Origin of the sequence: Phaeobacter sp. QD34_24, from assembly GCF_028890115.1 — a bacterium.
GTDB lineage: Bacteria > Pseudomonadota > Alphaproteobacteria > Rhodobacterales > Rhodobacteraceae > Phycobacter.
On record NZ_JARCJD010000005.1, the window covers coordinates 166,206 to 189,269 of the forward strand.

25 protein-coding genes and 1 tRNA gene are annotated in these 23,064 nt (G+C 62.8%); 13 read left to right on the top strand and 13 right to left on the bottom strand.

Features of this window, described 5'->3' with window-relative positions; all coding sequences use genetic code 11:
- Positions 1 to 95 precede the first annotated feature (95 nt).
- The 3 genes from PXK07_RS05825 (at position 96) to PXK07_RS05835 (ending at position 2,150) form a co-directional block, all read left to right on the top strand.
- Positions 96 to 833: an N-formylglutamate amidohydrolase gene (locus PXK07_RS05825; RefSeq protein ID WP_274847257.1), complete on the top strand. Its 738-nt coding sequence runs from the start codon at positions 96 to 98 to the stop codon at positions 831 to 833.
- Positions 834 to 897: 64 nt separating this feature from the next.
- On the top strand, positions 898 to 1,212 hold the full coding sequence (locus PXK07_RS05830) for a DUF1244 domain-containing protein (RefSeq protein WP_274847258.1): 315 nt from the start codon (positions 898 to 900) through the stop codon (positions 1,210 to 1,212).
- Between the two features lie 140 nt (positions 1,213 to 1,352).
- Positions 1,353 to 2,150 (top strand): DODA-type extradiol aromatic ring-opening family dioxygenase, encoded by a 798-nt coding sequence (locus tag PXK07_RS05835; protein WP_274847259.1) that lies wholly within the window; start codon positions 1,353 to 1,355, stop codon positions 2,148 to 2,150.
- 78 nt (positions 2,151 to 2,228) lie between these two features.
- On the opposite strand, the gene PXK07_RS05840 is transcribed toward PXK07_RS05835, so the two are convergent.
- Complete coding sequence (locus tag PXK07_RS05840) at positions 2,229 to 3,230, bottom strand: succinylglutamate desuccinylase/aspartoacylase family protein (RefSeq protein ID WP_274847260.1); 1,002 nt, start codon at positions 3,228 to 3,230, stop codon at positions 2,229 to 2,231.
- A gap of 5 nt (positions 3,231 to 3,235) precedes the next feature.
- The gene (locus PXK07_RS05845) at positions 3,236 to 4,096 is read right to left on the bottom strand and encodes a D-amino-acid transaminase (protein WP_274847261.1); all 861 of its coding nucleotides are present in this window, start codon (positions 4,094 to 4,096) and stop codon (positions 3,236 to 3,238) included.
- 108 nt (positions 4,097 to 4,204) lie between these two features.
- Between PXK07_RS05845 and PXK07_RS05850 the strand changes: the two genes are divergently transcribed.
- Positions 4,205 to 4,651 (top strand): DMT family transporter, encoded by a 447-nt coding sequence (locus PXK07_RS05850; RefSeq protein ID WP_274847262.1) that lies wholly within the window; start codon positions 4,205 to 4,207, stop codon positions 4,649 to 4,651.
- A gap of 19 nt (positions 4,652 to 4,670) precedes the next feature.
- Here PXK07_RS05850 and dgcA read toward each other — a convergent pair whose 3' ends face one another.
- Together dgcA and dgcN are read right to left on the bottom strand one after the other, a co-directional pair.
- Complete coding sequence (dgcA, locus tag PXK07_RS05855) at positions 4,671 to 5,636, bottom strand: N-acetyl-D-Glu racemase DgcA (protein WP_274847263.1); 966 nt, start codon at positions 5,634 to 5,636, stop codon at positions 4,671 to 4,673.
- Positions 5,637 to 5,720: 84 nt separating this feature from the next.
- The gene (dgcN, locus tag PXK07_RS05860) at positions 5,721 to 6,722 is read right to left on the bottom strand and encodes an N-acetyltransferase DgcN (protein WP_274847264.1); all 1,002 of its coding nucleotides are present in this window, start codon (positions 6,720 to 6,722) and stop codon (positions 5,721 to 5,723) included.
- Positions 6,723 to 7,027: 305 nt separating this feature from the next.
- On the opposite strand from dgcN, the gene PXK07_RS05865 reads away from it, so the two are divergent.
- Entirely contained in the window at positions 7,028 to 7,987 is a 960-nt protein-coding gene (locus PXK07_RS05865; RefSeq protein WP_274847265.1) for an L-malyl-CoA/beta-methylmalyl-CoA lyase, read from the top strand.
- Positions 7,988 to 8,067: 80 nt separating this feature from the next.
- The gene (locus PXK07_RS05870; RefSeq protein WP_274847266.1) at positions 8,068 to 8,673 is read left to right on the top strand and encodes a hypothetical protein; all 606 of its coding nucleotides are present in this window, start codon (positions 8,068 to 8,070) and stop codon (positions 8,671 to 8,673) included.
- Here PXK07_RS05870 and PXK07_RS05875 read toward each other — a convergent pair.
- Positions 8,670 to 9,122 (bottom strand): Lrp/AsnC family transcriptional regulator, encoded by a 453-nt coding sequence (locus tag PXK07_RS05875; RefSeq protein WP_274847267.1) that lies wholly within the window; start codon positions 9,120 to 9,122, stop codon positions 8,670 to 8,672. The two genes, PXK07_RS05870 and PXK07_RS05875, sit on opposite strands and share 4 nt — an antisense overlap.
- A 73-nt stretch (positions 9,123 to 9,195) precedes the next feature.
- Here PXK07_RS05875 and PXK07_RS05880 point away from each other — a divergent pair, with 73 nt between their 5' ends.
- Both PXK07_RS05880 and PXK07_RS05885 read left to right on the top strand, forming a co-directional pair.
- The gene (locus tag PXK07_RS05880; RefSeq protein ID WP_274847268.1) at positions 9,196 to 9,792 is read left to right on the top strand and encodes a LysE family translocator; all 597 of its coding nucleotides are present in this window, start codon (positions 9,196 to 9,198) and stop codon (positions 9,790 to 9,792) included.
- Positions 9,793 to 9,904: 112 nt separating this feature from the next.
- Positions 9,905 to 10,867, top strand: a complete 963-nt coding sequence (locus PXK07_RS05885) for an acetyl-CoA carboxylase carboxyltransferase subunit alpha (protein ID WP_274847269.1) — start codon at positions 9,905 to 9,907, stop codon at positions 10,865 to 10,867.
- Between the two features lie 84 nt (positions 10,868 to 10,951).
- On the opposite strand, the gene PXK07_RS05890 is transcribed toward PXK07_RS05885, so the two are convergent.
- From PXK07_RS05890 to PXK07_RS05900, 3 genes are all read right to left on the bottom strand, one after another.
- Complete coding sequence (locus tag PXK07_RS05890; RefSeq protein WP_274847270.1) at positions 10,952 to 12,397, bottom strand: SPFH domain-containing protein; 1,446 nt, start codon at positions 12,395 to 12,397, stop codon at positions 10,952 to 10,954.
- Between the two features lie 189 nt (positions 12,398 to 12,586).
- On the bottom strand, positions 12,587 to 13,240 hold the full coding sequence (locus PXK07_RS05895; protein ID WP_274847271.1) for a GntR family transcriptional regulator: 654 nt from the start codon (positions 13,238 to 13,240) through the stop codon (positions 12,587 to 12,589).
- 74 nt (positions 13,241 to 13,314) lie between these two features.
- Positions 13,315 to 14,001 (bottom strand): M48 family metallopeptidase, encoded by a 687-nt coding sequence (locus PXK07_RS05900; RefSeq protein WP_274847272.1) that lies wholly within the window; start codon positions 13,999 to 14,001, stop codon positions 13,315 to 13,317.
- 96 nt (positions 14,002 to 14,097) lie between these two features.
- Between PXK07_RS05900 and PXK07_RS05905 the strand changes: the two genes are divergently transcribed.
- Together PXK07_RS05905 and PXK07_RS05910 are read left to right on the top strand one after the other, a co-directional pair.
- The gene (locus PXK07_RS05905; protein ID WP_274847273.1) at positions 14,098 to 14,421 is read left to right on the top strand and encodes a TIGR02300 family protein; all 324 of its coding nucleotides are present in this window, start codon (positions 14,098 to 14,100) and stop codon (positions 14,419 to 14,421) included.
- A 200-nt stretch (positions 14,422 to 14,621) separates the two neighbouring features.
- Positions 14,622 to 14,697: transfer RNA gene (locus tag PXK07_RS05910), tRNA-Ala, on the top strand.
- Positions 14,698 to 14,804: 107 nt separating this feature from the next.
- Here PXK07_RS05910 and PXK07_RS05915 read toward each other — a convergent pair.
- From PXK07_RS05915 to PXK07_RS05925, 3 genes are all read right to left on the bottom strand, one after another.
- Entirely contained in the window at positions 14,805 to 15,152 is a 348-nt protein-coding gene (locus PXK07_RS05915; RefSeq protein ID WP_274847274.1) for a hypothetical protein, read from the bottom strand.
- 66 nt (positions 15,153 to 15,218) lie between these two features.
- Positions 15,219 to 16,547, bottom strand: a complete 1,329-nt coding sequence (locus tag PXK07_RS05920) for an aspartate aminotransferase family protein (RefSeq protein WP_274847275.1) — start codon at positions 16,545 to 16,547, stop codon at positions 15,219 to 15,221.
- Between the two features lie 2 nt (positions 16,548 to 16,549).
- The gene (locus PXK07_RS05925; RefSeq protein WP_274847276.1) at positions 16,550 to 17,326 is read right to left on the bottom strand and encodes a 3-keto-5-aminohexanoate cleavage protein; all 777 of its coding nucleotides are present in this window, start codon (positions 17,324 to 17,326) and stop codon (positions 16,550 to 16,552) included.
- Between the two features lie 438 nt (positions 17,327 to 17,764).
- Here PXK07_RS05925 and PXK07_RS05930 point away from each other — a divergent pair, with 438 nt between their 5' ends.
- Together PXK07_RS05930 and PXK07_RS05935 are read left to right on the top strand one after the other, a co-directional pair.
- Entirely contained in the window at positions 17,765 to 19,162 is a 1,398-nt protein-coding gene (locus tag PXK07_RS05930; protein ID WP_274847277.1) for an aminotransferase family protein, read from the top strand.
- Positions 19,163 to 19,261: 99 nt separating this feature from the next.
- Entirely contained in the window at positions 19,262 to 19,855 is a 594-nt protein-coding gene (locus PXK07_RS05935; RefSeq protein WP_274847278.1) for a GNAT family N-acetyltransferase, read from the top strand.
- Positions 19,856 to 20,085: 230 nt separating this feature from the next.
- Here the strand turns inward: PXK07_RS05935 and PXK07_RS05940 are convergent, their stop codons facing one another.
- Both PXK07_RS05940 and PXK07_RS05945 read right to left on the bottom strand, forming a co-directional pair.
- The gene (locus PXK07_RS05940; RefSeq protein ID WP_274847279.1) at positions 20,086 to 21,117 is read right to left on the bottom strand and encodes a permease; all 1,032 of its coding nucleotides are present in this window, start codon (positions 21,115 to 21,117) and stop codon (positions 20,086 to 20,088) included.
- Positions 21,110 to 21,421, bottom strand: a complete 312-nt coding sequence (locus PXK07_RS05945) for an ArsR/SmtB family transcription factor (protein ID WP_274847280.1) — start codon at positions 21,419 to 21,421, stop codon at positions 21,110 to 21,112. The genes PXK07_RS05940 and PXK07_RS05945 overlap by 8 nt, the downstream gene beginning before the upstream one ends.
- A 124-nt stretch (positions 21,422 to 21,545) precedes the next feature.
- On the opposite strand from PXK07_RS05945, the gene pdxR reads away from it, so the two are divergent.
- A complete protein-coding gene (gene pdxR / locus PXK07_RS05950; protein WP_274847281.1) occupies positions 21,546 to 23,003 on the top strand; it encodes a MocR-like pyridoxine biosynthesis transcription factor PdxR in 1,458 nt (485 codons plus the stop codon).
- Positions 23,004 to 23,064: the final 61 nt, after the last annotated feature.

The following is a 23,064-nucleotide window of genomic DNA, read 5'->3' on the forward strand; positions in this document are numbered from 1 at the left end:
GGTGTTACCGCAAACACTGTTGAGGGTGCTTATGACCCAATTCCTATTTTGCCGCAACTGCCCTAAAGGTATCGTCAACAAAAGATGACGGACTTATGACATACACTCCCTTCTTCGTGCATGGGGCCGATCGCCCGGCCCGCTGGCTGATCACCTGCGATCATGCGACCAATCACATCCCCCCCTTCGTGAACGGCGGCGACCTTGGTCTGCCGCATGAGGATATGGAGCGTCACATCGCCTACGACGTGGGCGCCTATGCTGTCGCGCGCCACCTGGGCGAGATGCTGAATGCGCCGGTGGTGGCCTCCAATTTCTCGCGCCTGGTGATCGATCCCAACCGCGGCGAGGATGACCCGACCCTGTTGATGAAGCTATACGATGGCACCATCATCCCGGCCAACCGCCATGCCGATGCGGCCGAACGCGAGGCACGGCTTGACGCCTGCCACCGCCCCTATCACAGGCAGGTGGCCGGGCTGGCGGCGCGGCCGGGCACCGTGATCCTATCCATGCACTCCTTCACCCGGCAGCTGCGCGGGCGTCCGCCGCGCCCCTGGGAGATCGGCATTCTCTATCCTGAAGGAGAACGGTTCTCTCCGGCGCTGATCGAGACACTTCAGGCCGAGGGTGACCTTTGTGTCGGGATCAACGAACCCTACACCGGCTACCTGCCCGGCGATGCGATCGACACCCATGGCACTGCCCATGGCCGCCCCAACACGCTGATCGAGCTGCGCAACGACCTGATTGCCGATGCCGCCGGGCAGCGGCAGTGGGCAGAGCGGCTGGCGCAGGTGCTACCTCGAGCCCTGGCTGCCTCCGGGCTCTAGCCTGCGCTTGCCTCCGGGCGGCCGCACCCACATAGTATCGACAGCAAGACACCGGGAGACCCCTATGGACCAGCAGACAGAGATCGAACTTCAGGCCGCCGCATTCCGCCGCCTGCAGAAACACCTGATGGAAGATCGCACCGATGTGCAGAACATCGACCTGATGAACATGGCCGGGTTCTGCCGCAACTGTCTCAGCCGCTGGTACCAGGAAGCCGCCAATGAACGCGGCATCGAGATGGGCAAGACCGAAGCGCGCGAGATCTTCTACGGCATGACCATGGATGAGTGGAAATCCAACTACCAGACCGAGGCCAGCCCGGAAAAGCAGGCCGAGTTCGAAGTCGCCTTCAAGGAAAACGTCACCGACAAGGCCTGAGCGCTATCCCCAAGCCTTCTCTGCACCGCTGGCGACCGATGCGCACAGCGGCGCACAGGATCTGTTCGCTGCTGGGGATACCTCCGGCGGCGGGCAGTTATTAACATCTGAACCAACAACATGTGGTCAAGGAGGTTCGGATGCGTTCACGGATGCCCAGCTATTTCATTTCCCACGGCGGCGGTCCCTGGCCGTGGATTCCCAATATGAGCGCCGCGCTCGCGCCGCTGGCAGAGGCGCTTGCCCGGATGCCCTATGAGATCGGTGAGCGGCCAAAGGCCGTCCTGATGATCTCGGGCCATTGGGAGGCGGAGAGCTTTACCGTCATGACATCGCCCCGCCCGCCGATGGTCTATGACTATTACAACTTCCCGCCGGAAACCTACGAGATCCAATATCCCGCTCCGGGCGCGCCAGAGCTGGCACAGCGCACCGCGGATCTGATCGCAGCGGCGGGGTTGCCGGTCTCGATGGACGCTGAACAAGGATACGATCACGGCACCTTCGTTCCGATGGCGGTGATGTACCCAGATGCGGATGTGCCGCTGTTCCAGGTCTCCATGCGCCACGGGTACAGCCCGGCTGAGCATTTCGCCCTTGGCCGCGCCCTTGCGCCCTTACGCGAGGAAGGGGTGCTGATCGTGGGCTCCGGCCTCAGCTATCACAACCTGCGCGAATTCGGTCCACGCGCGAAAACCCCGTCAGAGGCCTTTGACACCTGGCTGACAGAGGTGATGGCCCTGCCAAGCGCAGAACGGACAGAAGCGCTGCTCAACTGGGAGAGCGCGCCTTACGCCCGCGCCTGCCACGCGCAGGAAGATCACCTGGTGCCGCTCTTTGCCGCACTCGGCGCCGCCGAAGAAGAACCGGCAACACGGGTCTATCACCAGACGGACATCTTTGGCGGCGTCACGGCGTCAAGTTTCCGGTTCGGCTGACGCAGCCCTTGATGGAAGGCCGAGATCCCCAACAGCCATGGCCCTGGCAAAGGCTTCACCTCTTCCAGAGCCGGCCGCCTACGGTTCCGCGTCCCGGAACACCTGCACAAGCGCATCACCGCGCCGGGCGGGACCGGGAACGCGCTTGGCAAGGATCAGGCCTGAATAGGGCGTTGTGACCTCCTTGGGGGGCGCCCAAGGCGTATCGGGGCGATGGATGTAACCGATCGCTTCTCCCTCCTGGACCGTGTCTCCGATGTCGCGCAGGGGCACATAGATCCCCGCCTCATAGGCATAAACCGACCCCTGCGCATGCAAGGCGCGGGTGCCCCGCTGCACATCAGGCTCATACCCCGGCAACACCCCAAGACCATGCAGAATCCGCCGCAGCCCGCGTTCCGTCACCTTCAGGATCTCAGGATCCAGCGCGCCGCCGCCGCCAAGCTCCGCCATGACCGAAACAACCCCCTTGCGGTTGGCCCCGCCCATCGCCGTGCGCGCGGTGGAGTTCGGCCCGCCACCGCCGGTGAAGACCCAGGCGTAGGGCAGGTCGAAGGCCGCCTCTAGCCGCTTTAGCAGCGCGGCCTCTTCCTGGGTCCAGCCCTGTCCCCGCAGCAGCGTCGGCGGGTAATAAAGCGATGATCCGCCGGAATGCAGGTCCACCATCACATCGCAGAGCGGCAGCAACTCCTCTTCGATGTAGTGGGCAATCACCTGACTGGGCGTGCCACTGGGGTCGCCCGGAAACAACCGGTTGAGGTTACCGTCATCGATTGGGGAAGTGCGCAGGCCCGCCTCTGCCGCCGGTGCATTGGCCATGGGCAGGAAGATCACCCGGCCACGAATCTCCTCCGCCGCCAGGCTGCGCGCCAGGTTCGAGATGGCGATCTGACCCTCATATTCGTCGCCATGGACACCGCCCATCAATAGAACGGTTGGCCCCTCCCCGTTACAAAGGCACACCACGGGAACCGGGATCCAGCCATAGGCACTGCGATGCACCGAATGAGGCACCCGTAAAAAGCCCTGCTGCCGCCCCTCGGCCCCGAAATCCACCTCCGATGTGACGGGGGAGACCATGCCTATCAGATTGCGGCCTTCACGGATTCTTCCAGGTAGATCTCGCGCAGGCGTTTTGCGATCGGGCCGGGCGTGCCATCGCCCAAGGCAACGCCGTCGATCTCGACAACCGGCATCACAAAAGCAGAGGCAGAAGTGGTGAAGGCTTCGTCCGCCTCTTTCGCCTCGTCGATGGTGAACAGACGCTCTTCGATCTTCAGCTGTGCCTCTGCCGCCATGCGCAGAACCGCCTTGCGGGTGATGCCGTGCAGGATGTCATTGGACAGCGGGCGGGTCACGATCACGCCATCCTTGACGAAATAGGCGTTGTTCGAGGTGCCCTCGGTCACATAGCCGTCTTCCACCATCCAGGCGTCATCGGCACCGGCCTTCTTGGCCATCATCTTGCCCATCGACGGGTACAGCAGCTGTACCGTCTTGATGTCGCGGCGGCCCCAGCGAATGTCCTCGATCGAGATGATCTTGGCGCCCTTCTTGGCGGCGGGGCTGTCGGCCAGACCGGGTTTGTTCTGGGTGAACAGCACGATGGTCGGCTTGGTATCCGCGCTCGGGAAGACGAAATCACGGTCGCCATCGGAACCACGGGTCACCTGCAGGTACACAAGCCCTTCGTCGATACCGTTCAGTTCCACCAGCTTGCGGTGGATTTCCAGGAGTTCTTCCTTGCTGCAGGGCTCAGCCATGTCGAGTTCGTCCAGCGAGCGTTTCAGACGCACGGCATGGCCTTCGAAATCGATGAGCTTGCCGCCCAGGACCGAGGTCACCTCATAGACCGCGTCCGCCATAAGGAACCCGCGATCAAAGATAGAAACGGTGGCTTCGGTTTCCGGCAGATAGCTGCCATTCACATAAACGGTGCGGGTCATAGTGTGTCTCCTGCTCTGGACGCGACGATATGGGTTGACGGATCAAGACCGCGTCGCGATCACTGTCGCAACTGGCCTAGCGAGAATTTTCAAAAAGGGGAAGCCACAATGCCCGCAACGCAATCCGCAATGATCATGTTGGTTGCGGGGATCGGAATTCCCGTGCTGGCTGCCTTGAATGCCGCCCTGGGTCAGCGCATGGGCTCGCCCGTGGCGGCAGGTGTGATTTTATTCCTCGTGGCCCTCCTCACGACGGGCATCGTGTTCCTGATGGCGGGCGGCTCCCTGAAAGCAGCGGTCGGCGCCCCACCCCATCTGTTCCTTGCGGGCTGCCTCGTGGCCTTTTACGTGCTGACCATCACCTGGGTCGCCCCAACCTTTGGCGTTGGCAATGCGGTCTTCTTCGTGCTGATCGGCCAGTTGATCTCGGCTGCCATCATCGACCATTTCGGCCTGTTCGGTGCCGCGCAGCACCCGCTGACATTGGCCCGCGCCGCTGGCATCGCCGTGATGGGCGCGGGTGTCTTCCTGACCCAGATCGCAGGCCGCGCCTGAGCGCTGCCCCAACCAGGCCTCAGCCCCAAAGCGCCGCGCTTGGCGGATGCACACCGGCAGCGTCATATTCCATTGTTACCTCGCGATCTTCGGACAGAAGCAGCGGCCCATCCAGATCGGTGACCATCGCCCCCTGCGCCAAGAGCGCCGCAGGCGCCATCGCCAGCGACGAGCCCATCATGCAGCCGACCATCACCTTGTAGCCTTCGGCCAGCGCCGCCTCGCGCAATTTCAGCGCCTCGGTCAACCCGCCGGTTTTGTCCAGCTTGATGTTGACCACATCGTATTTGCCCTTGAGTTTCGGCAGGCTGGCACGGTCATGGCAGCTTTCATCGGCACAGACGGGCACCGGGCGTTCCATGCCGATCAGCGCGTCGTCCTCACCGGCAGGCAGGGGCTGCTCCACCAGCGACACGCCCAGGCGCACCAGGTGCGGCGCAAGCTCTGCGTAAACCTCGGCGCTCCAGCCCTCGTTGGCGTCGATGATGATCTTGGCATCCGGGGCGCCTGCGCGCACGGCCTCAAGGCGGGGCATGTCATCGGCGGTGCCCAGCTTGATCTTCAACAGCGGGCGATGAGCGTTCTCAGCAGCCTGCTCCCGCATCACCTCGGGCGTGTCCAGCGACAGGGTATAGGCGGTGATCTCCGGTCCCGGCTCCGGCAGGCCCGCCAGTTCCCAGACCCGTTTGCCCGCCTGTTTCGCCTCCAGATCCCACATCGCGCAATCCACCGCATTGCGAGCCGCCCCTGCGGGCAGCAGGGATTGCAGCTCTTGCCGGGTGAAATGCGCAGGCAGGCCGGTGATCTGGGCGGTCACGCTCTCGTTCGTTTCATCATAGCGCGCATAGGGCACGCATTCGCCCCATCCGGTCACCCCGTCCTGTTCAATCCGAACGGTCAGCACCTTTGCCTCGGTCCGCGAGCCGCGGGAGATGGTAAAGGCCCGTGCCAGTTTGAATTGATCCGGCGTCACGGTGACTTTCATGGGTGATCCTTTCGAGGAATGGATTGGGACTTTGGTTGAATGGACGTAAAAAGGGCGCCTGTTGCCAGACGCCCCCCTTAGAAATCAGATTGCGGCGAGCGCGTCCACCAGGCGGCCCGCGCCGTGACGGTAGGGGTCCACGGCAGGCAGACCCATGCGGTCTTCCACTTCTTTCAGATAGGCCACGGCCTCTTCTTCGCCCAGGTGCTGGGTGTTCACCGAAATGCCGACAACCTGGCACTCCGGGTTGGCCTTGCGCGCCAGCGGCAGCGCGGTGTCACGCAGCTCTTCCAGGGTCGGCAGGCTGTAGCCCGGCAGGCCGCGCATGTGTTCGCGGGTGGGTTCGTGGCACAGGATCAGCGCATCGGGCTGACCGCCATGCACCAGCGCCATGGTGACACCGGAATAGGAGATGTGGAACAGCGATCCCTGGCCCTCGATCAGGTCCCAGTGATCTGCGTCGTTGTCCGGGGTCAGGTACTCGATGGAGCCCGCCATGAAATCGGCAATCACCGCATCCAGCGGCACGCCATGGCCGGTGATCAGGATGCCGGTCTGGCCGGTGGCGCGGAAGGTGGATTTCATGCCGCGCTTCTGCATCTCGGCATCCATCGCCAGCGCGGTGTACATCTTACCGACCGAACAATCGGTACCAACGGCCAGGCAACGCTTGCCGGTCCGCTTGACGCCATTGGCGATCGGGTATCCGACGGTGGGCACCCGGACGTCATGCAGGGTGCCGCCATGGGTCTGGGCCGCAGCAACCAGATCGCCTTCGTCGCGCAACAGGTTGTGCAGGCCAGAGGCAATGTCATAGCCCATCTCAAGCGCCTTGATCAGCACTTCCTTCCACGCGGGAGAGATGATGCCGCCCCGGTTGGCAACCCCGATCACCAGGGTTTTGGCGCCGGCCGCCTTGGCCTCTTCCAGGGTCATCTCGGTCAGGCCCAGATCCGCACCGCAGCCCGGCAGGGAGATCTGGCCGACCGCATGATCCGGGCGCCAGTCGCGGATGCCGATGGCAACCTTGGCCGCAAGCATGTCAGGCGCATCGCCCAGGAACAGCAGATAGGGTGTCTCGATCATCTCGGGGCCTCCGTGGTTCAGTGATTCATCGCGAATGTTAAGTGCGCCACCCCGCGAAACGGTCCCGATTTTGCATTTGCACAGCCCCCCTATTCGAAGATTCTTCGACCATATCGATATCTGATCGAAGATTTCCCCGCAGAAGCCCTGTCGCTTGCGGGGATCTACGTCCAAACAGAAGAAACCCATGCAATCGCAGCAACTCAATGCTGCAATTGCAAACTACGCCTTGCAAGCAGAGACGCAATTTCATACCACAATGGCAGTCAAATTCGTAATTTCCTTACCCAGCAAGGAGAGCCACCATGAGCTTTCGCATCCAGCCCGCCGCCCCGGCACGCCCCAACCGCTGCCAGCTGTTCGGCCCCGGCTCCAACACCAAACTCTTTGCCAAGATGGCCGCCTCGGCTGCGGATGTGATCAACCTTGACCTGGAAGATTCGGTTGCGCCCACCGACAAGGACGTGGCCCGCGCCAATGTGATCGAGGCGCTGAACACCGTGGACTGGGGCAAGAAATACATGTCGGTCCGCATCAACGGTCTGGACACGCCCTATTGGTACCGCGACGTGGTGGACCTGCTGGAGCAGGCAGGCGACCGGCTGGACCAGATCATGATCCCCAAGGTCGGCTGCGCGGCGGATGTCTACGCCGTGGATGCGCTGGTCACCGCGATTGAACGCGCCAAGGGCCGCACGAAACCGATTTCCTTCGAGGTGATCATCGAATCGGCAGCCGGCATCGCCCATGTGGAAGAGATCGCAGCCTCCTCTCCCCGTCTGCAGGCGATGAGCCTGGGGGCTGCCGACTTTGCCGCCTCCATGGGCATGCAGACCACCGGCATCGGCGGCACGCAGGAAAACTACTACATGCTGCGCGAAGGTGAAAAGCACTGGTCCGACCCCTGGCACTGGGCCCAGGCCGCCATCGTCGCCGCCTGCCGCACCCATGGCGTTCTGCCGGTGGACGGCCCCTTCGGCGACTTCTCCGATGACGAAGGCTATATCGCGCAGGCAAAACGCTCGGCCACGCTGGGCATGGTTGGCAAATGGGCCATCCACCCCAAGCAGATCGCCCTGGCCAACAAGGTATTCACCCCTTCGGAAGAAGCTGTTGCCGAGGCCCGCGAGATCCTCGCCGCGATGGAGCAAGCCAAGGCCAATGGCGAAGGCGCCACGGTTTACAAGGGGCGCCTGGTGGATATCGCCTCAATCAAACAGGCCGAGGTGATCGTCGCCCAGGCCGAGCTGATCGCCGCAAGCTGACCCTATCGACCGAGGCCGAATTACGATTAAACTGGAAGGGGCGCCGATCAGGTGCCCCTTTTGCCGTCCGGAGGTGTCCCTTGGCCGATCTCACCCTGTTTCACACCGCCAAGGCGCATGTGGAGACCTTCGACCGCCTCGCCCCGGATGCGGATCTAACCCATGTGGTGCGCCCCGACTGGCTGGAACGCGCCCAGGGCGGCATAGATGCAGCGCTGCGCCAAGACATCACCCAGGCCATTCAGGCCGTTCAGGGTCCGGTTTTGTGCAGTTGCACCACCATCGGTGATGTGGCTGAAAAGGCAGGCGCCACCCGCATTGACTGGCCAATGATGCAAAAGGCCGCCGAAATCGGCGGGCCGGTGATGCTGGCCTATTGTCTCGATAGCACCCGCGCGCCCTCCACCGCTCTGTTGGAACGTGCCTTTCGGGAGCGGGGCAAGAGCGCAGAGATACGCGCCCTGCCGCTGACCGGCCTGTGGCATCACTTCACGGATGGCAACAACGATGCGTTTCACAGGCAGATCGCCACTTGGGTGAACACCTCCCTCACCCTGGTCGCAGACACCTCCTGCGTGGTGCTGGCGCAGGCCTCGATGGCGGGGGCCGCCCCATTGATCGACAGCACCGTACCGGTGCTGACCTCGCCCGACACCGCGGTCCGCGCGCTATTGAAGGACGCCTAGGCGCGCATGTCCTTGGGCGAGCCCATTACGACATAGGTGGTGATCGCCGTCACATAGGGGGAGGTGCCCAGAATATCCGTGTGAAACCGCTTGTAGCTGGGCAGATCGGCGCATTCGACGCGCAGAAGATACTCGATGGTACCGGTGATATTGTGGCACTCCACCACCTCGGGCGCGGCCTGCATGGCGCGTTCGAAGGCCTCCTGCGCCTCCTTGGTGTGCTCGCCGAGGCCCACGCCGATATAAGTGACAAACCCCACCCCCATCGCCTCGCGGTCCAGAACAGCCTTGTAGCCGGTGATGACGCCTGTTCGCTCCAGCTCCTGCACCCGGCGCAGACAGGCCGAAGGCGACAGGCCCACACGTTCGGCCAATTCAAGATTGCTGATCCGCCCATCGCGGGACAGCTCTTGCAATATCTGCTGATTTATTCGGTCCGTTTTCGCCATTGATTGCAAAAATAGAAGGCAGACGCACAAGAACGCAATTTCATTTTGCGTTTCGCGCGTCAAATTGACGGTCATGACCTATGATCTGATCCTCGCGCTTGCGCTTTTTGCCTTCGTCTCCTCGATCACGCCGGGGCCCAACAACCTGATGCTGATGGCCTCGGGTGCGAATTTCGGGTTCCGCCGCACCATCCCGCATATGCTGGGGGTGGCGCTGGGATTTGTCTTCATGGTGATTCTGGTGGGCGCCGGGCTGATCCAGATCTTCGACGCCTTCCCGATCAGCTATACCGTTCTCAAGGTGGTCTCGGTTCTCTACCTGCTGTACCTGGCGTGGAAGATCGCCAATGCGGGACCGGCAGAGACCGGCGACACCAAAGGGCGCCCGATGACATTCGTGCAGGCCGCCGCCTTTCAATGGGTCAATCCAAAGGCCTGGGCGATGGCGCTGACCTCGATCAGTGCCTATGCGCCGGATCAGACCATCTGGGCGATCCTCCTGGTGGCCGCGCTTTTTGGCGCGATCAACCTGCCCTCGGTCAGCTCCTGGACCGTGCTGGGGCAACAGATGGCCCGTATTCTGACCAATCCGCGCCGCCTGACCCTGTTCAACTGGGTGATGGCCGGCTTGCTGGTTGCCTCGCTCTACCCGGTGATCTGGCCGACCTGAGGCTATGTGCGCCCCGTAATCCGCAGCCCAAATTGCAGGCCTGCCGCATCTGCCGAGTTGCATCTGCGCCCACACAAGGCCATATACGGCGAAACCGCGTGAGCGAGGCGACATGACCCAATATCTGGAATTCGAAAAACCGCTGGCCGAAATCGAGGGCAAGGCAGAAGAGCTGCGCGCTCTGGCCCGCACCAACGAAGAGATGGATGTGGCCGACGAGGCCGCGGCCCTGGATGCCAAGGCCGCCCAGTTGTTGAAGGACCTCTACAAGGACCTGACGCCCTGGCGGAAATGCCAGGTGGCCCGTCACCCCGAGCGCCCTCATTGCAAGGATTACATCGAGGCGCTGTTCACCGAATACACCCCCCTGGCGGGCGACCGGAACTTCGCCGATGACCTCGCCGTGATGGGCGGTCTTGCACGTTTCAACGATCAGCCGGTGATGGTGATCGGCCATGAGAAGGGCGCCGACACCAAGTCGCGCATCGCCCATAACTTTGGCATGGCCCGCCCCGAAGGCTACCGCAAGGCGGTGCGCCTGATGGAGATGGCGGGCCGTTTTGGTCTGCCGGTCATTACCCTGGTCGATACCACTGGCGCCTACCCCGGCAAGGGGGCCGAGGAACGCGGCCAGTCCGAGGCGATCGCCCGCTCCACCGAGATGAGCCTAAAGATCGGCGTGCCTGTCGTATCCGTCATCATCGGTGAAGGCGGATCGGGTGGTGCCGTTGCCTTTGCCACGGCGAACCGCGTCGCCATGCTGGAACATGCGGTCTACTCGGTGATCAGCCCCGAAGGCTGCGCCTCGATCCTGTGGAAGGACGCCGAGAAGATGCGCGAAGCCGCCGAGGCGCTGCGCCTGACCGCGCAGAACCTTCTGGAACTGGCCGTCATCGACCGCATCATTGCCGAACCGATGGGTGGCGCCCATCGCGATGCCAAATCCACCATCGATTCTGTCGGCGCCGCGATCACCGCGATGCTGGACGAGTTGAAAGGCAAGGACGGTGCCGCGCTGATCAAGGACCGCCGCCAGAAGTTCCTTGATATCGGCTCTAAAGGGCTGGCGGCTTGATCACGTCACAACAGTCCTGAAACCAGAAACACTCCCGCCCAGGTTCAGGCGGGAGTGTTTTCGTTTAGGGTGTTTCACAGCCCGCTATTTCTGCGGGTCCTGCGAGATGTTGCGGTCGTAGTCCAGGCGCTCGGCGGCCTGCAGGGTCAGGATCTGGAACAGGCGCGACGCCTCGTCATCCGATCCGACGGGGGCACCCCCCTCTGCGGCGCCACCACCCCCGAAGACATAGGTCGGCACATTGCGGCGGGCAAAGGCTTCGGCCCACAGGCGCTGGATCTCCACCTCGGCGTCGAGTTTCTGCGCCAGGGCATTGTCCGCCTCCAGGATCTGTTGCTTGGCATAGGCTTCCGCCTCGGCGGCGACTCTTACGGCCTCGGCATCGATGCGGGCCTTCTCCAGCAGGATTTCGGACTGTTCGCGCGCGATCCGCGCGGCTTCGCGTTCGCGTTCCGCCGCGGTGATGGCCAGTTGTTTTTCGGTCTCAGCGTCGGTGGTGCGTTCGATCTGGATCACCTTGGCGGCGGCCTGACGTTCCGCCACTTCCCGTTCACCCCGCGCCACTGCCAGGAGCTTTTGTTCTTCTTCCTGAATGCGCTGTTCGCGGGCGATGGCCCGATCCGCCGCCGCCTGCTGGCGCAGTGCCATCCGGTCCTTGAACTTCTGGTTGGGGTTCACATCCGTGACCCGTGCCGAGGTCACCGAGATACCGAACTTCGTAAAGCTCTGTTCCTTGCGGCGCGGCTGGCCCGTCTCATCCAGCAGCTTTTGCACCACAAAGATCGTCTTGGAGTCATCTCCATATTGCTCCTGGTTTTCCCCCAAGGCGGCATTGGCGCTACCGCGGCGGTCGGCCTCGGCCGAAACCCGCTGTTCGATCCGGCGCACCAGGTAGATGCCGTTTTCCATCTGTCGCTGGAATTCATTGTTGAATTCGGTCTTGCCGCCCTGGAAGTAGTCTTCCGCCGACATCAGGGCGGCCGTCGCCCCGAGGGTTTCCTCAAATGCGGGAACCAGTTCGGTGCGCAGAAGGTTTTCCGGGGTGCGGTACTGGCGGGCCAGGCGCAGGAAGGCCTCCTGATCGCTTGGCAGCTCAAAACGCGCGGTGGCCGAGACGAAGGCATCCACCTGGTCGAGGAAGACAAGCGACTTCGGAGACAGGTTCGCGCTCATCTGGCTGCTGTCGGTTTCCGCCGTGACCTCGCCCCGCCCCGTGGCCGATGCCTGCACCGACATGGCGTTCTTCCAGGCATTGTAACGCCCGAACAGATAGAGGTTATAGCCGGTGTCCGAGACCATCTTCTCTTCGCCGAGGATGGTGCGCACGTGGTATTTGAAGCCGGGTTCGGCATAGAAGAACATACCCTGGAAGGTGGAGAGGACAAAAAGGAGAATACCGCCCACCTTGACCGCCCAACCGGCCATGTTGACGGCACCGTCCAGATTGGGGTTGTCGGGGAAATCAAGGCTGCGGCGAATGACAAACCCTGCGGCAATGATGAAAAGACCGAGTATTGGCATAAAGAGCATTCGAAAAATCCATCCAAGATAAAGGCAAACTGTCGAGCACGGCCCCGCGTGGTGCCGCGATGTCGTCAAGCATACGGCGCAGACGCCCTATCTGCCCATGGGAATTTCCGGCGGCCTTTGTCCACTGGTGCCAGGGATGCGCCCGGATTTGGCCGGATGTGATCTGATTTGGCGGGATCTAGCCGGGACCTAGCCTGCCAGCAGACGCAATCCTTGCGTCACATCGGATCGAACCGCCAGCCGCAACCCCGGCTCATCCCCCGCCTTCAGCGCGGCGATGATCAGCTTGTGATTGTGCGGCGGCTCGGTGCGGCGCAGACGGCCATAGAGCGCGCGCATGGTGGGACCCAGTTGCAGCCAGACGGTTTCCGCCATCGCCAGCATGGCCGGGGCCTGCGCGCGCAGGTAAAGCGTGCGATGGAATTCCAGATTGGCCCGGATATAGCCCACCGCATCCCGTTTGGAGACCATCTCGGCCACGGTGACATTGATCGCCTGCAACCGGTCGATCAGCGCCATATGGGCGCGCGGCAACGCCCGGCTGGAGAGTTCCACCTCCAACAGCGATCTGAGGGCAGCCAGTTCCTCGATCCGCTCGTTGCTCAGCTCCGGCGTCGACACCCGGCCGGAGGAGGACAGGAACAGCGCGCCTTCGGCCACCAGGCGACGCACCGCTTCGCGCGCGGGCGTCATCGAGACATCGAATTCGCGACCGATCCCGCGCAGGGTTAAAGCTTCCCCCGGTGCGATCTCCCCATGCATGATACGGGTGCGCAACGTCCGGTAGACCCGGTCATGGGCCGAAGACAGCCCTTCAGAGGTTGAACGTGAGGGTAAAGACATAGCCTGTTGTGATCACAAATGGATCAGAGGTCAATCCCGGAACCGCAAGGGGCTTTCAGCCCCCCGCGCCAGTCTCAAGACCCGAACCGGTAGCGGTGCAGCGCACTGCCATTCTCCCGCAGCCAGGCGCGCGGTGCCGCGTAGTCTCCGTAAAGATCCTCCACCAGCGACCAGAAGGCGGCAGAGTGGTTCATTTCCTGCAGATGCGCCACCTCATGGGCCGCAACATAGCGCAGCACCTCCGCCGGGGCGAGGATCAGGCGCCATGAATACATCAAGGCCCCGGCAGAAGAGCACGAGCCCCAGCGCGACCGCGTGTCGCGCAGCACGATCCGCGAAAACCCGCGCCCCAGCCGCGCGGCATATTCGTCCGAAGCCCCGGCCAGACGGTCCCGCGCCAGTTCCCGCAAGTATCGCTCCAACGGCTTTGCAGGACGCGCCCCGGGCACGGCAATCTCGCCCCCGGTGATGCGCACGCCGCGCCCCTGCCCCGGCACAACCTGCAATTCTTGCCCCGCAACGGGCAGCAGGGTTCCGAATGTCACATCCACATTATCGGGACGCCGCGCCAGATGGCCCCGGATCCAGCCTTCCTTCTCGACCGCAAACTCCAGCGCCTCGCGTTCCGGCAGGGTCCTGGGCAGGGTGATCGTGACACGCCCGTCCAAGGATGAGACCCTGAGACTGATCCGCCGCGCACGGGCAGAGCGGCGTAGAATCAGCGGCACCGGCGGGTCTCCTGGCAGGTGATGGGCGCTCATCGGCTCTCCTTTGCGGCAAAGGCTTTGACAGTGCATCCCTCATATGGCAAGGCACCTGAATCGTCTACGACTCACCAGTAAATCAAGGGGATCCACATGCCCAAGGAAGAATGGGGTGTAAAGCGCGTTTGCCCGACCACCGGAAAACGCTTTTATGACCTGAACAAGGACCCGATCGTCAGCCCCTACACGGGCGAGGTCGTCGCGCTCGACACCGGCAAGAGCCGCATGATCGAAGCCGACTCGGAAGATGCGGCAACGCTGAAAGCCAAGGAAAACATCGAAGGCGATGACGTGGTTCTGGAGGATGACGAGGACGTCGATCTGGATCTGGGCGATGATGTTCTGGACGATGACGATGATGACAACGTCTCGCTGGACGACATCGCGGATGTAGCCTCCGAAGACGACGAGTCCTGATCCGATCCGGCGGTATGGAGGGCAGAACCACCTGCCCTCCCGGCACCGCGTCCAAAGGCATTTTGAGGCCCTGCTTCAAGCCAGAGGACAGCGACCGAAAAAATCTCTGAACGATGATGCATTTTGCGCTTGCAGCCTGCGCCATCGTCCCTTAAACGACCTCTCACACCGATAAGGCAGCCGCCAAATCGGATGGAAATGGGGCCTTAGCTCAGCTGGGAGAGCGCCTGCATGGCATGCAGGAGGTCAGCGGTTCGATCCCGCTAGGCTCCACCATTTCTCCAAATTTCACCAGCACATATCCCGCCTCTGGGCCGGGTCATTGATGTGCGCTTTCTCGGTCGACGCGTGATTGGCACGGCCGCTCAGGCACGCGCCCTGCGTCAGCCCTCGCTTTTCTGCCAGGGCGGCGAAATGGGGGCGCCGTTGACGCGCACCTCACCCTGTTCATTGTCCAGCACCACGGGGTTGTCGAAGATCTCCAGCGTCGGACGCACGCCGAACCGGCCCTCCATCCAGTCCGCCCAGCCATCATGGAACCAGGCCTCTGCATCGGCGCGGGTGGCGAATTCGTAGATACCACCGCCGCCTGCCGCGCAGTTGAGGAAGTACTTGCGGCGCAGCCCCTTGACCTCATGAAAGATCTTCGTGGCCTCGACGGATTGCCCTGTGACCAGGTCGGTGTCCCGTTTCGGTCCCTCCAAAGGGATTCTGACGATAGCGATTATCATGGCGATGGCCCTCCCCTGCCCGCGGCAAGTCTAAGGCCATCGCCCCGTGCGATACAATCGCACCTGTCAGCCTTGCGGCAAGGATGCCGTGATTGCCAGCTCAAGCTTGTCGACCACTTCGGTGATTTGCTCGTCACTGATGATGAAGGGCGGCGCCAGGAGGATGTGATCGCCCATGCGGCCATCACGGGTGCCGGACATCGGATAGCAGATAAGACCCGCCTCAAACGCGGCCTTCTTGATCTTTGCCGCCAGCCCCAGCGCGGGGTCAAACGGCGTTTTGCCGACACGGTCCTGAACCAGTTCGATCCCGCGGAACAGCCCGCGACCGCGAATATCCCCCACTTGGGCATGCTGGCCGAAGCGATCCTCCAGCGCCGCCTGCAGACGCGCGCCCTTCGTGGCGCAGCGGGAAATCAGATCGCGCTCCAGCATCTGGCGCACCACCGCCAGACCGGCGGCCGTGGCCACCGGATGGCCGATATAGGTGTGCCCGTGCTGGAAGAAGCCGCTGCCGCCCTCGATTGCCTCGTACATCTGCCGGGAACAGAGCATCGCGCCGATCGGCTGATAGCCGGCGCCAAGCCCCTTGGCGATGCAGAGGATATCGGGGGAAACCCCGTCTGCCTCGCAGGCGAACAGATGCCCGGTTCGGCCCATGCCGCACATGACCTCATCCAGGATTAACAGCACGCCGTATTGGTCACAGATCTCGCGGATGCGCTTGAAATAGCCTTCAACCGCAGGCACCGCTCCCGAGGTCGCACCCACCACCGGCTCCGCCATGAAGGCCATGACCGTTTCCGGCCCCAGGCGCAGGATCTCGGCCTCCAACTCGTTCGCGACACGCTGACCGTAATCGAAACTGCTCTCGCCCTCGGCCCGGTCCACATATTCATAGCAGGGCGCGATATGGGAGACCCCGATCAGAAGCGGGTCGAACTGCTGGCGCCGCCAGGCATTGCCGCCCGCCGCAAGGGCACCCAGGGTGTTGCCGTGATAGCTTTGCCGCCGCGCGATCAGATGGCGGCGCTCCGGCTCGCCCTTTTCAAGGAAATACTGTCGCGCCAGCTTGATCGCAGATTCGGTCGCTTCCGAACCGCCGGAAACAAAATAGACCCGGTCCAGATCCCCCGGCGCATTGGCGATCAACAGATCCGCCAGCGCCTCGGCCGGTTCAGAGGTCATGAAGCCGGTATGGGCAAAGGCCAGCTTGCCGACCTGCTCCTGCACCGCCGCGATCACGGCGGCGTCGGAATGCCCAAGGCACGACACCGCAGCCCCGCCCGAACCATCGAAGTAGCGCTTGCCGGTGGAATCGATCAGGTAACAGCCCTCGCCGCCCACGGCGGTTGGCAGCTTCGCCTTGGTGTGACGGGGAAATACATGCGACATGTTCAGCCCTCCTTCAGGCAGTGACCCGCGGTTTGCGCGGCGTTGACAAGGGCCGCGACCGAGGCTGCATTGTCCTGCAGCAGCGCACCGTCCGGCGTTTCCAGGTTATTCTCAAATCCTATGCGCGCATCCCCTCCGGCAGCAATCGCCGCGAGTAGGCAGGCGCGTTCATTGCGGCCAAAGGCGCAGGCGGTCCAGGCGAGGTCCAGGTCGGCAGTTGCACTCAGGAAGCCCGCAAGGTGATCCGGTTCCGCCAGGACGGGCGGCGCGTATTGCCCCAGGACAAAGATCGCCTCCCTCATGCCCGACGGCACGGTCCCGTCCTTGTACCACGCCCGCAACTGCTGGATGCAGGACGGCCCATATAGAATATGCTGCACCCGGGTGCCCGCCTCGGCGCTGATCGCATAGGCCCGCGCCGCAACACCCGGATCCCGCGCCATTTCCCGCACCGAGACCGAGGCCCACGGAGGGCGCAGCTCTTCCAGGCAGTGCAGCTGATCCTGCGGGCCATATACACCCGCGCTTTCCGTGGTGATCTGCACCGCCATGCCGGGCACGGCCTGCGCAAGCACCGCCAGCGCCTCGCGATAGCGCCCCGCATCCAGCGAGTGCCGCCCGGCGTCGTCGCGCACATGAAGATGCAAGGCCCCGGCCCCAGCCGCATGGCAGCGGGCGGCGGTCTCAACCACCTCCTCCACCGTGATCGGCAAGGCGGCATGATGCTGTTTGTCCCGCCGCGCCCCGTTTGGCGCCACCATCACCCTGAAATCCGCCACAAGAAGGCCTCCGTGCAATTGCCTGGCCCCGTCTTGACCGAAATAAAGAGCGCTCTCAATCACACCAATAAAGATCAAATGATCTTCCTATTCGGTGAGCCTGCTGATACCCGCCTCTGCAGGAGGACCCGTGCTATAAAGGCCACCAAACGCCGGTTTTCCTGGCAGTCTCCAAGCGGGCATTCATCACAAAAGCAAGAGTCCCCAGCCCGCACCGCCAGCTGCAAAACAAAGGTTCTATGAACAATTGCAAGGGGTTAGTCTGTTTACCCCGAAATCTGCTCAACACACGGCTGCTCTGGCCACACGGCCCGCCTTCATCTGGACCTATCAGAAATGATCAAATTGGCGTTTCGTCAGATCTGAGAGAGTCCCACTGCGCCAGGGCAGCCCGGACCGCAACCCGAACAAGAACATAAACCATGGGAAGGACATGTCATGGACGGCACGTTCAACGAAAACGATCTCAGCCGCGTCGTGGACGCCGACAAGGCCCACGTCTGGCACCACCTGATCCAGCACAAGCCCTTTGAAACCACCGATCCGCGCATCATCGTCGAAGGCAAGGGCATGCGGGTCTGGGACCAGAACGGCAAGGAATGGCTGGATGCCGTCTCTGGCGGCGTCTGGACGGTGAACGTCGGTTATGGCCGCGAGGAGATCTGCAAGGCGGTCTATGACCAGTTGATGAAGCTCTGCTATTTCGCGCAGTCCGCGGGTTCGATCCCCGGCTCGCTTTTCGCAGAGAAACTGATCGACAAGATGCCCGGCATGAGCCGCGTCTACTACACCAACTCCGGCTCCGAGGCGAACGAGAAGGCCTTCAAGATGGTGCGCCAGATCGCGCACAAGAAATACGGCGGCAAGAAGAACAAGATCCTTTATCGCGACCGCGACTATCACGGTGGCACCTTGGCGGCCATGTCCGCAGGCGGCCAGGAAGAGCGCAACGCGCAATACGGCCCCTTCGCCCCCGGTTTCGTGAAGGTCCCGCACTGCATGGAGTACCGCAAGCACGAACTGGGGCTTGAGCATCTGTCGGGCGAAGAGTTCGGCATCGCCGCCGCCAACCTGATCGAAGAGGTGATCCTGCGCGAAGGCCCCGAAACCGTCGGCGCGCTCTGCCTGGAACCCGTCACCGCCGGTGGCGGCGTGATCGAGGCGCCCGAAGGCTACTGGCCGCGCGTTCAGGAAATCTGCAAGAAATACGATATCCTCTTGCACATCGACGAGGTCGTCTGCGGCATCGGGCGTACCGGCACCTGGTTCGGCTACCAGCACTACGGCATCCAGCCCGACTTCGTGACCATGGCCAAGGGTGTCGCCTCGGGCTATGCGGCGATTGCCTGCATGGTGACGACCGAGGAAGTCTTTGATCTGTTCAAGGACGATGCCAGCGATCCCATGAACTACTTCCGCGACATCTCCACCTTTGGCGGCTGCACCGCCGGTCCTGCGGCGGCACTGGTCAACATGCAGATCATCGAGGACGAGGGCCTGCTTGAGAACTGTACGGCCATGGGCGAGCGGATGCTGGCCAACCTCAAGGCGCTGCAGGAAAAGCACCCCGTGATCGGCGATGTGCGCGGCAAGGGTCTGTTCCTTGGCGCCGAACTGGTCAGCGACCGCGAAACCAAGGAACCTGTGGACGAGAAGCAGGCCCAGGCGGTGGTCGCCGAAGTGGGGGCCCAGGGCGTCATCATCGGCGTCACCAACCGCTCGATTCCAGGCAAGAACAACACCCTGTGCTTCAGCCCCGCGCTGATCGCCACGGCGGCGGATATCGATGCCATCACCGATGCGGTGGACGTGGCCCTGACCAAGGTCTTTGGCTGACCCCGCCAAAGCGGACGGACAAGATCAGCGAAAGGCGGCCCTTCTAAACGGGCCGCCTTTCGTCCTGTCCGGCACCGCGACATGAAAAGGAACAAAGACATGTCCCCCCTCCCCTGGATGACGCCCACCGAATTGCGATCCGCGCAGGTGGCACTGGTCCCCCTGTCCCAGGATCACGCCGCCGATCTGGCAGAGGCTACCGCAGACGGGGCGCTGCATCGGCTCTGGTACACCTCCGTCCCCACTCCGGAAGCCGTTCCCGCCGAGATCGACCGCCGCCTGGCGCTGCTCGAGGCCGGCTCCATGGTGCCCTTTGCCATCCTCGATCCCGAAGGGCGCGCCGTGGGCATGACCACCTATATGAACATCGACCATGGCAACCGGCGGGTCGAGATCGGCTCCACCTGGTACCGCAAATCCGTACAGCGCAGCGGGCTCAACACCGCCTGCAAGCTTTTGATGCTGCGCCACGCCTTTGAGGATCGCGATGCCATCGCCGTGGAATTCCGCACCCACCGCCTGAACCGGCAAAGCCGCGCAGCCATCGAACGGCTCGGCGCGCAACTCGACGGCATCCTGCGTGCCCATATGATCCTGCCGAACGGCACCCAGCGCGACACCGCCGTCTATTCCATTACCGCTGCCGACTGGCCCGCGATCAGGGCCAACCTGGAGTTCATGACAAGCCGCTGACACTTTCCCTGTGGGTCAAGGAGGCCGCAAGGCCCCGCCGTCAGGCGGCGTGTCCTTGACGCACGCATTAAAACAGACTCGCACAGGGCCCTTGAGGGGCAAAGCTGCCCCTTAAGGGCCATCTCGGCAAAAGGAAACGCCGCGCGTCAGCGCGGCGCCAGGCCCAACGGGAGAGGGGTAATCTGCAGATTGCCCCGATCCGGGCGGGAGCACCCCGCCCACGGGATAGCTCACAGCATCTGAAACAGGATGCCAGACAGGATCGCGCCACTCACGCCCAATATCAGATAGGTGGCAAAGACCTGCGGCTTGACCAGCGACCAGACCGCCGCCATCGCCGGGATCGAACTCACCGCCCCTGCAATCATGAAGGCCATGGCCGCACCGGCACTCATCCCCTGCTCCACCAACCCCGCCAACAGGGGCGGCGCCACATAGGAGTTGAGATAGGCAGGCATCCCCACCAGGGCTGCCACGGCAATCGGGCCGACCCCCTCGCCGCCGACGAGACCGGCGATCATATCCGCAGGCACGTAAGACACCAAGAGCGCCTCCAGCACATAGGCCAGCGCCAGCCATTTCAACAGGAACAGACCGTTTGACACAAACTCTCTGCGGAATGTCTCACGGCGGGCAGCTTCCCCCCAAAAGGCCCAGACCGGCTTGGCATCCAATTTCGGAGCGCCGCAGCCGCAGCAGCTGGATTTCTGCACCTGCTTCAGCGGATTTGCGAATACCCCATAGCCCATCAGCGCCTTGATCGCAAAACCGCCGAACAGGCCCAGCCCCACGGCAGCTACCGCCTTGCCAATGGCAAAGGGCCAGCCCAGCGCCCCGGCGGTGATCAACAGGGTCGGCGGATCGATCAGCGGCGAGGACAGCCAGAAGGCCATCACCGCCGACAGGGGGGCGCCCAGCGCCAGGAGACCGGCAATGAAGGGGATCACCTCGCAGGAACAGAAGGGCGCCAATCCCCCGAACATCGCCGCCAGGACAATCATCCGCACCTCGCGCCCCTCAAAGGCGCGCGCCACCATGGTCTCGGCGCCGGTTGCTTTTAGATAGGACAAAAGCAGCACGGCAAAGAGGATATAGCGCCCCGTGTGTGCAAGGGCCTTCAGCGCAAATGTGACCACGGTCTGAAAATTCCCCGGATCCAGCAGGGCCACCGCAACAAGCAGCAGCGCGCTCAGCGTCCAGGGCGTCTTCAGCCAGCGCATCGCCTGTTGCGAGGCACTCGGGTTTTGAGTGAGATCAGCCATCGTTCGCGGCCTCCCGTTGTTGATCCGAACAGCATTCGCTGAGGATGAAATCTGCCAGCTGTCTGAGGCGGGTGAAATCGGCCCGGTTCAGTGTCGCACGACCCATCTTTTCCTGAATCACGACCCCCGCCCCTGCCAGAAACTTCAGATGATGCGCCAGGGTCGAGGGCGGCAAACCGGTCCGCTCCTGCACCTCCTGCACCATCAGGCCCGACTGGCCTGCCCGAATAAGACAGCGCAGAACCTTGAGCCGCGCCTCGGATCCCATGGCCGCAAAACCGCTGGCCGCTTCTTCCCATTCCATCTTGGCACCTCAATTAAACTACAAATCTAGTTATATAGATTCGAAGTAGGAGGCAAGGTGGAAATCGCATGGGCGTCGGTAAGTCCAGATTGCACTCCACCTAAGGCCAGCCTACTGTCGCGGCATGGCCATTTCCGTCGATACCTTCTTCCTCAATCCAGATGCCCAAGGCACCCTGCAGGCGCAGATCCAGGAGATGATCGCCGAAGGTGTTCTGTCGGGGCGTTTCCGGATCGGAGAGAAACTGCCCTCGTCGCGCAAACTTGCCAGCCACCTGGGGATCAGCCGCATAACGGTGACGCTGGCCTATACGGAACTGCTGGCCAATGACTACCTGACCTCGCGCGGACGGTCCGGGTATTATGTCTCGGAAAGCGCTCCCATCCCCCCCAGCTACACGCCACCACAAAGCTCGAATGATGCGGTGGATTGGTCCAAGGCGATCGCGCAGAGCTTTACCGGCGGCGACACCCCGCACAAACCGCAGGATTGGCGCAGCTACCGCTACCCCTTCATCTACGGACAGGCCGATCCGGCCCTGTTTGATCATGCCAACTGGCGGCTCTGCGCCTTGCGCGCCCTGGGCCAGAAGGATTTCTCCGCGCTTACCAATGACTATTTCGATCAGGACGACCCCTTGCTGATCGAATATATCGCCCGCCACACCCTACCCCGCCGCGGTGTCATCGCCAGGCCGGAGCAGATCCTGATCACCCTCGGCGCCCAGAACGCGCTTTGGCTTACGATCCAGCTGCTGCTCAACCGGGGGCGCAAGGCCGCGATCGAGGATCCGACCTATTACACGCTGCGCGACCAGCTTGCCCATATGCGCTGCCAGATGGACTGCATCCCGGTGGACGGTGACGGCCTGCCGCCTGACGAGATCGCAGAGGACACCGACGTGATCTTCTGCACCCCCAGCCACCAAAGCCCCACCACGGCAACCATGCCCATGGCCCGGCGCAAGGCACTGTTGCAAAAGGCCCATGACATTGACGCCGTGATTGTCGAGGACGACTACGAATTCGAGATGTCCTTTCTCGGCGCCCCTTCGCCCGCGCTGAAATCCCTCGATACGGAGGGGCGGGTTGTCTATATCGGCAGCTTCTCCAAATCGCTGTTTCCCGGGCTGCGGCTGGGCTATCTGGTCGGCTCGGAGGCCTTCATTCGCCAGGCCCGCGCCCTGCGCGCCAGCGTCCTGCGCCACCCGCCCGGGCATATCCAGCGCACCGTCGCCTATTTTCTGTCACTGGGACATTACGACTCACAAATCCGCCGGATGGCGAAAGAGTTGCACAACCGGCGCCTGGTGATCGAGGAGGCCGTCGCCACCCACGGGCTGGAGATCTCGGGAGTCGGGGTCTATGGCGGCTCTTCCCTGTGGATGCGCGCACCCGACGGGGTCGATACCGTGACCGCTGCAAAGCACCTGAAGGAAAAGAGCGTCATCATAGAGCCGGGCGCCCCCTTCTTCTCGGCTGATCACCGTCGCAACAATTATTACCGCCTCGGCTATTCGTCCATTCCCGCAAACCGCATCGAACCCGGCCTGGCCTTGCTGGGCGAGGCCCTGCGGGCATAGCACCGCCCTTATTCGGCAGCCCTCCCGCGCCTTTGCCCCGCATTCAAGATGCGCGGCAAAG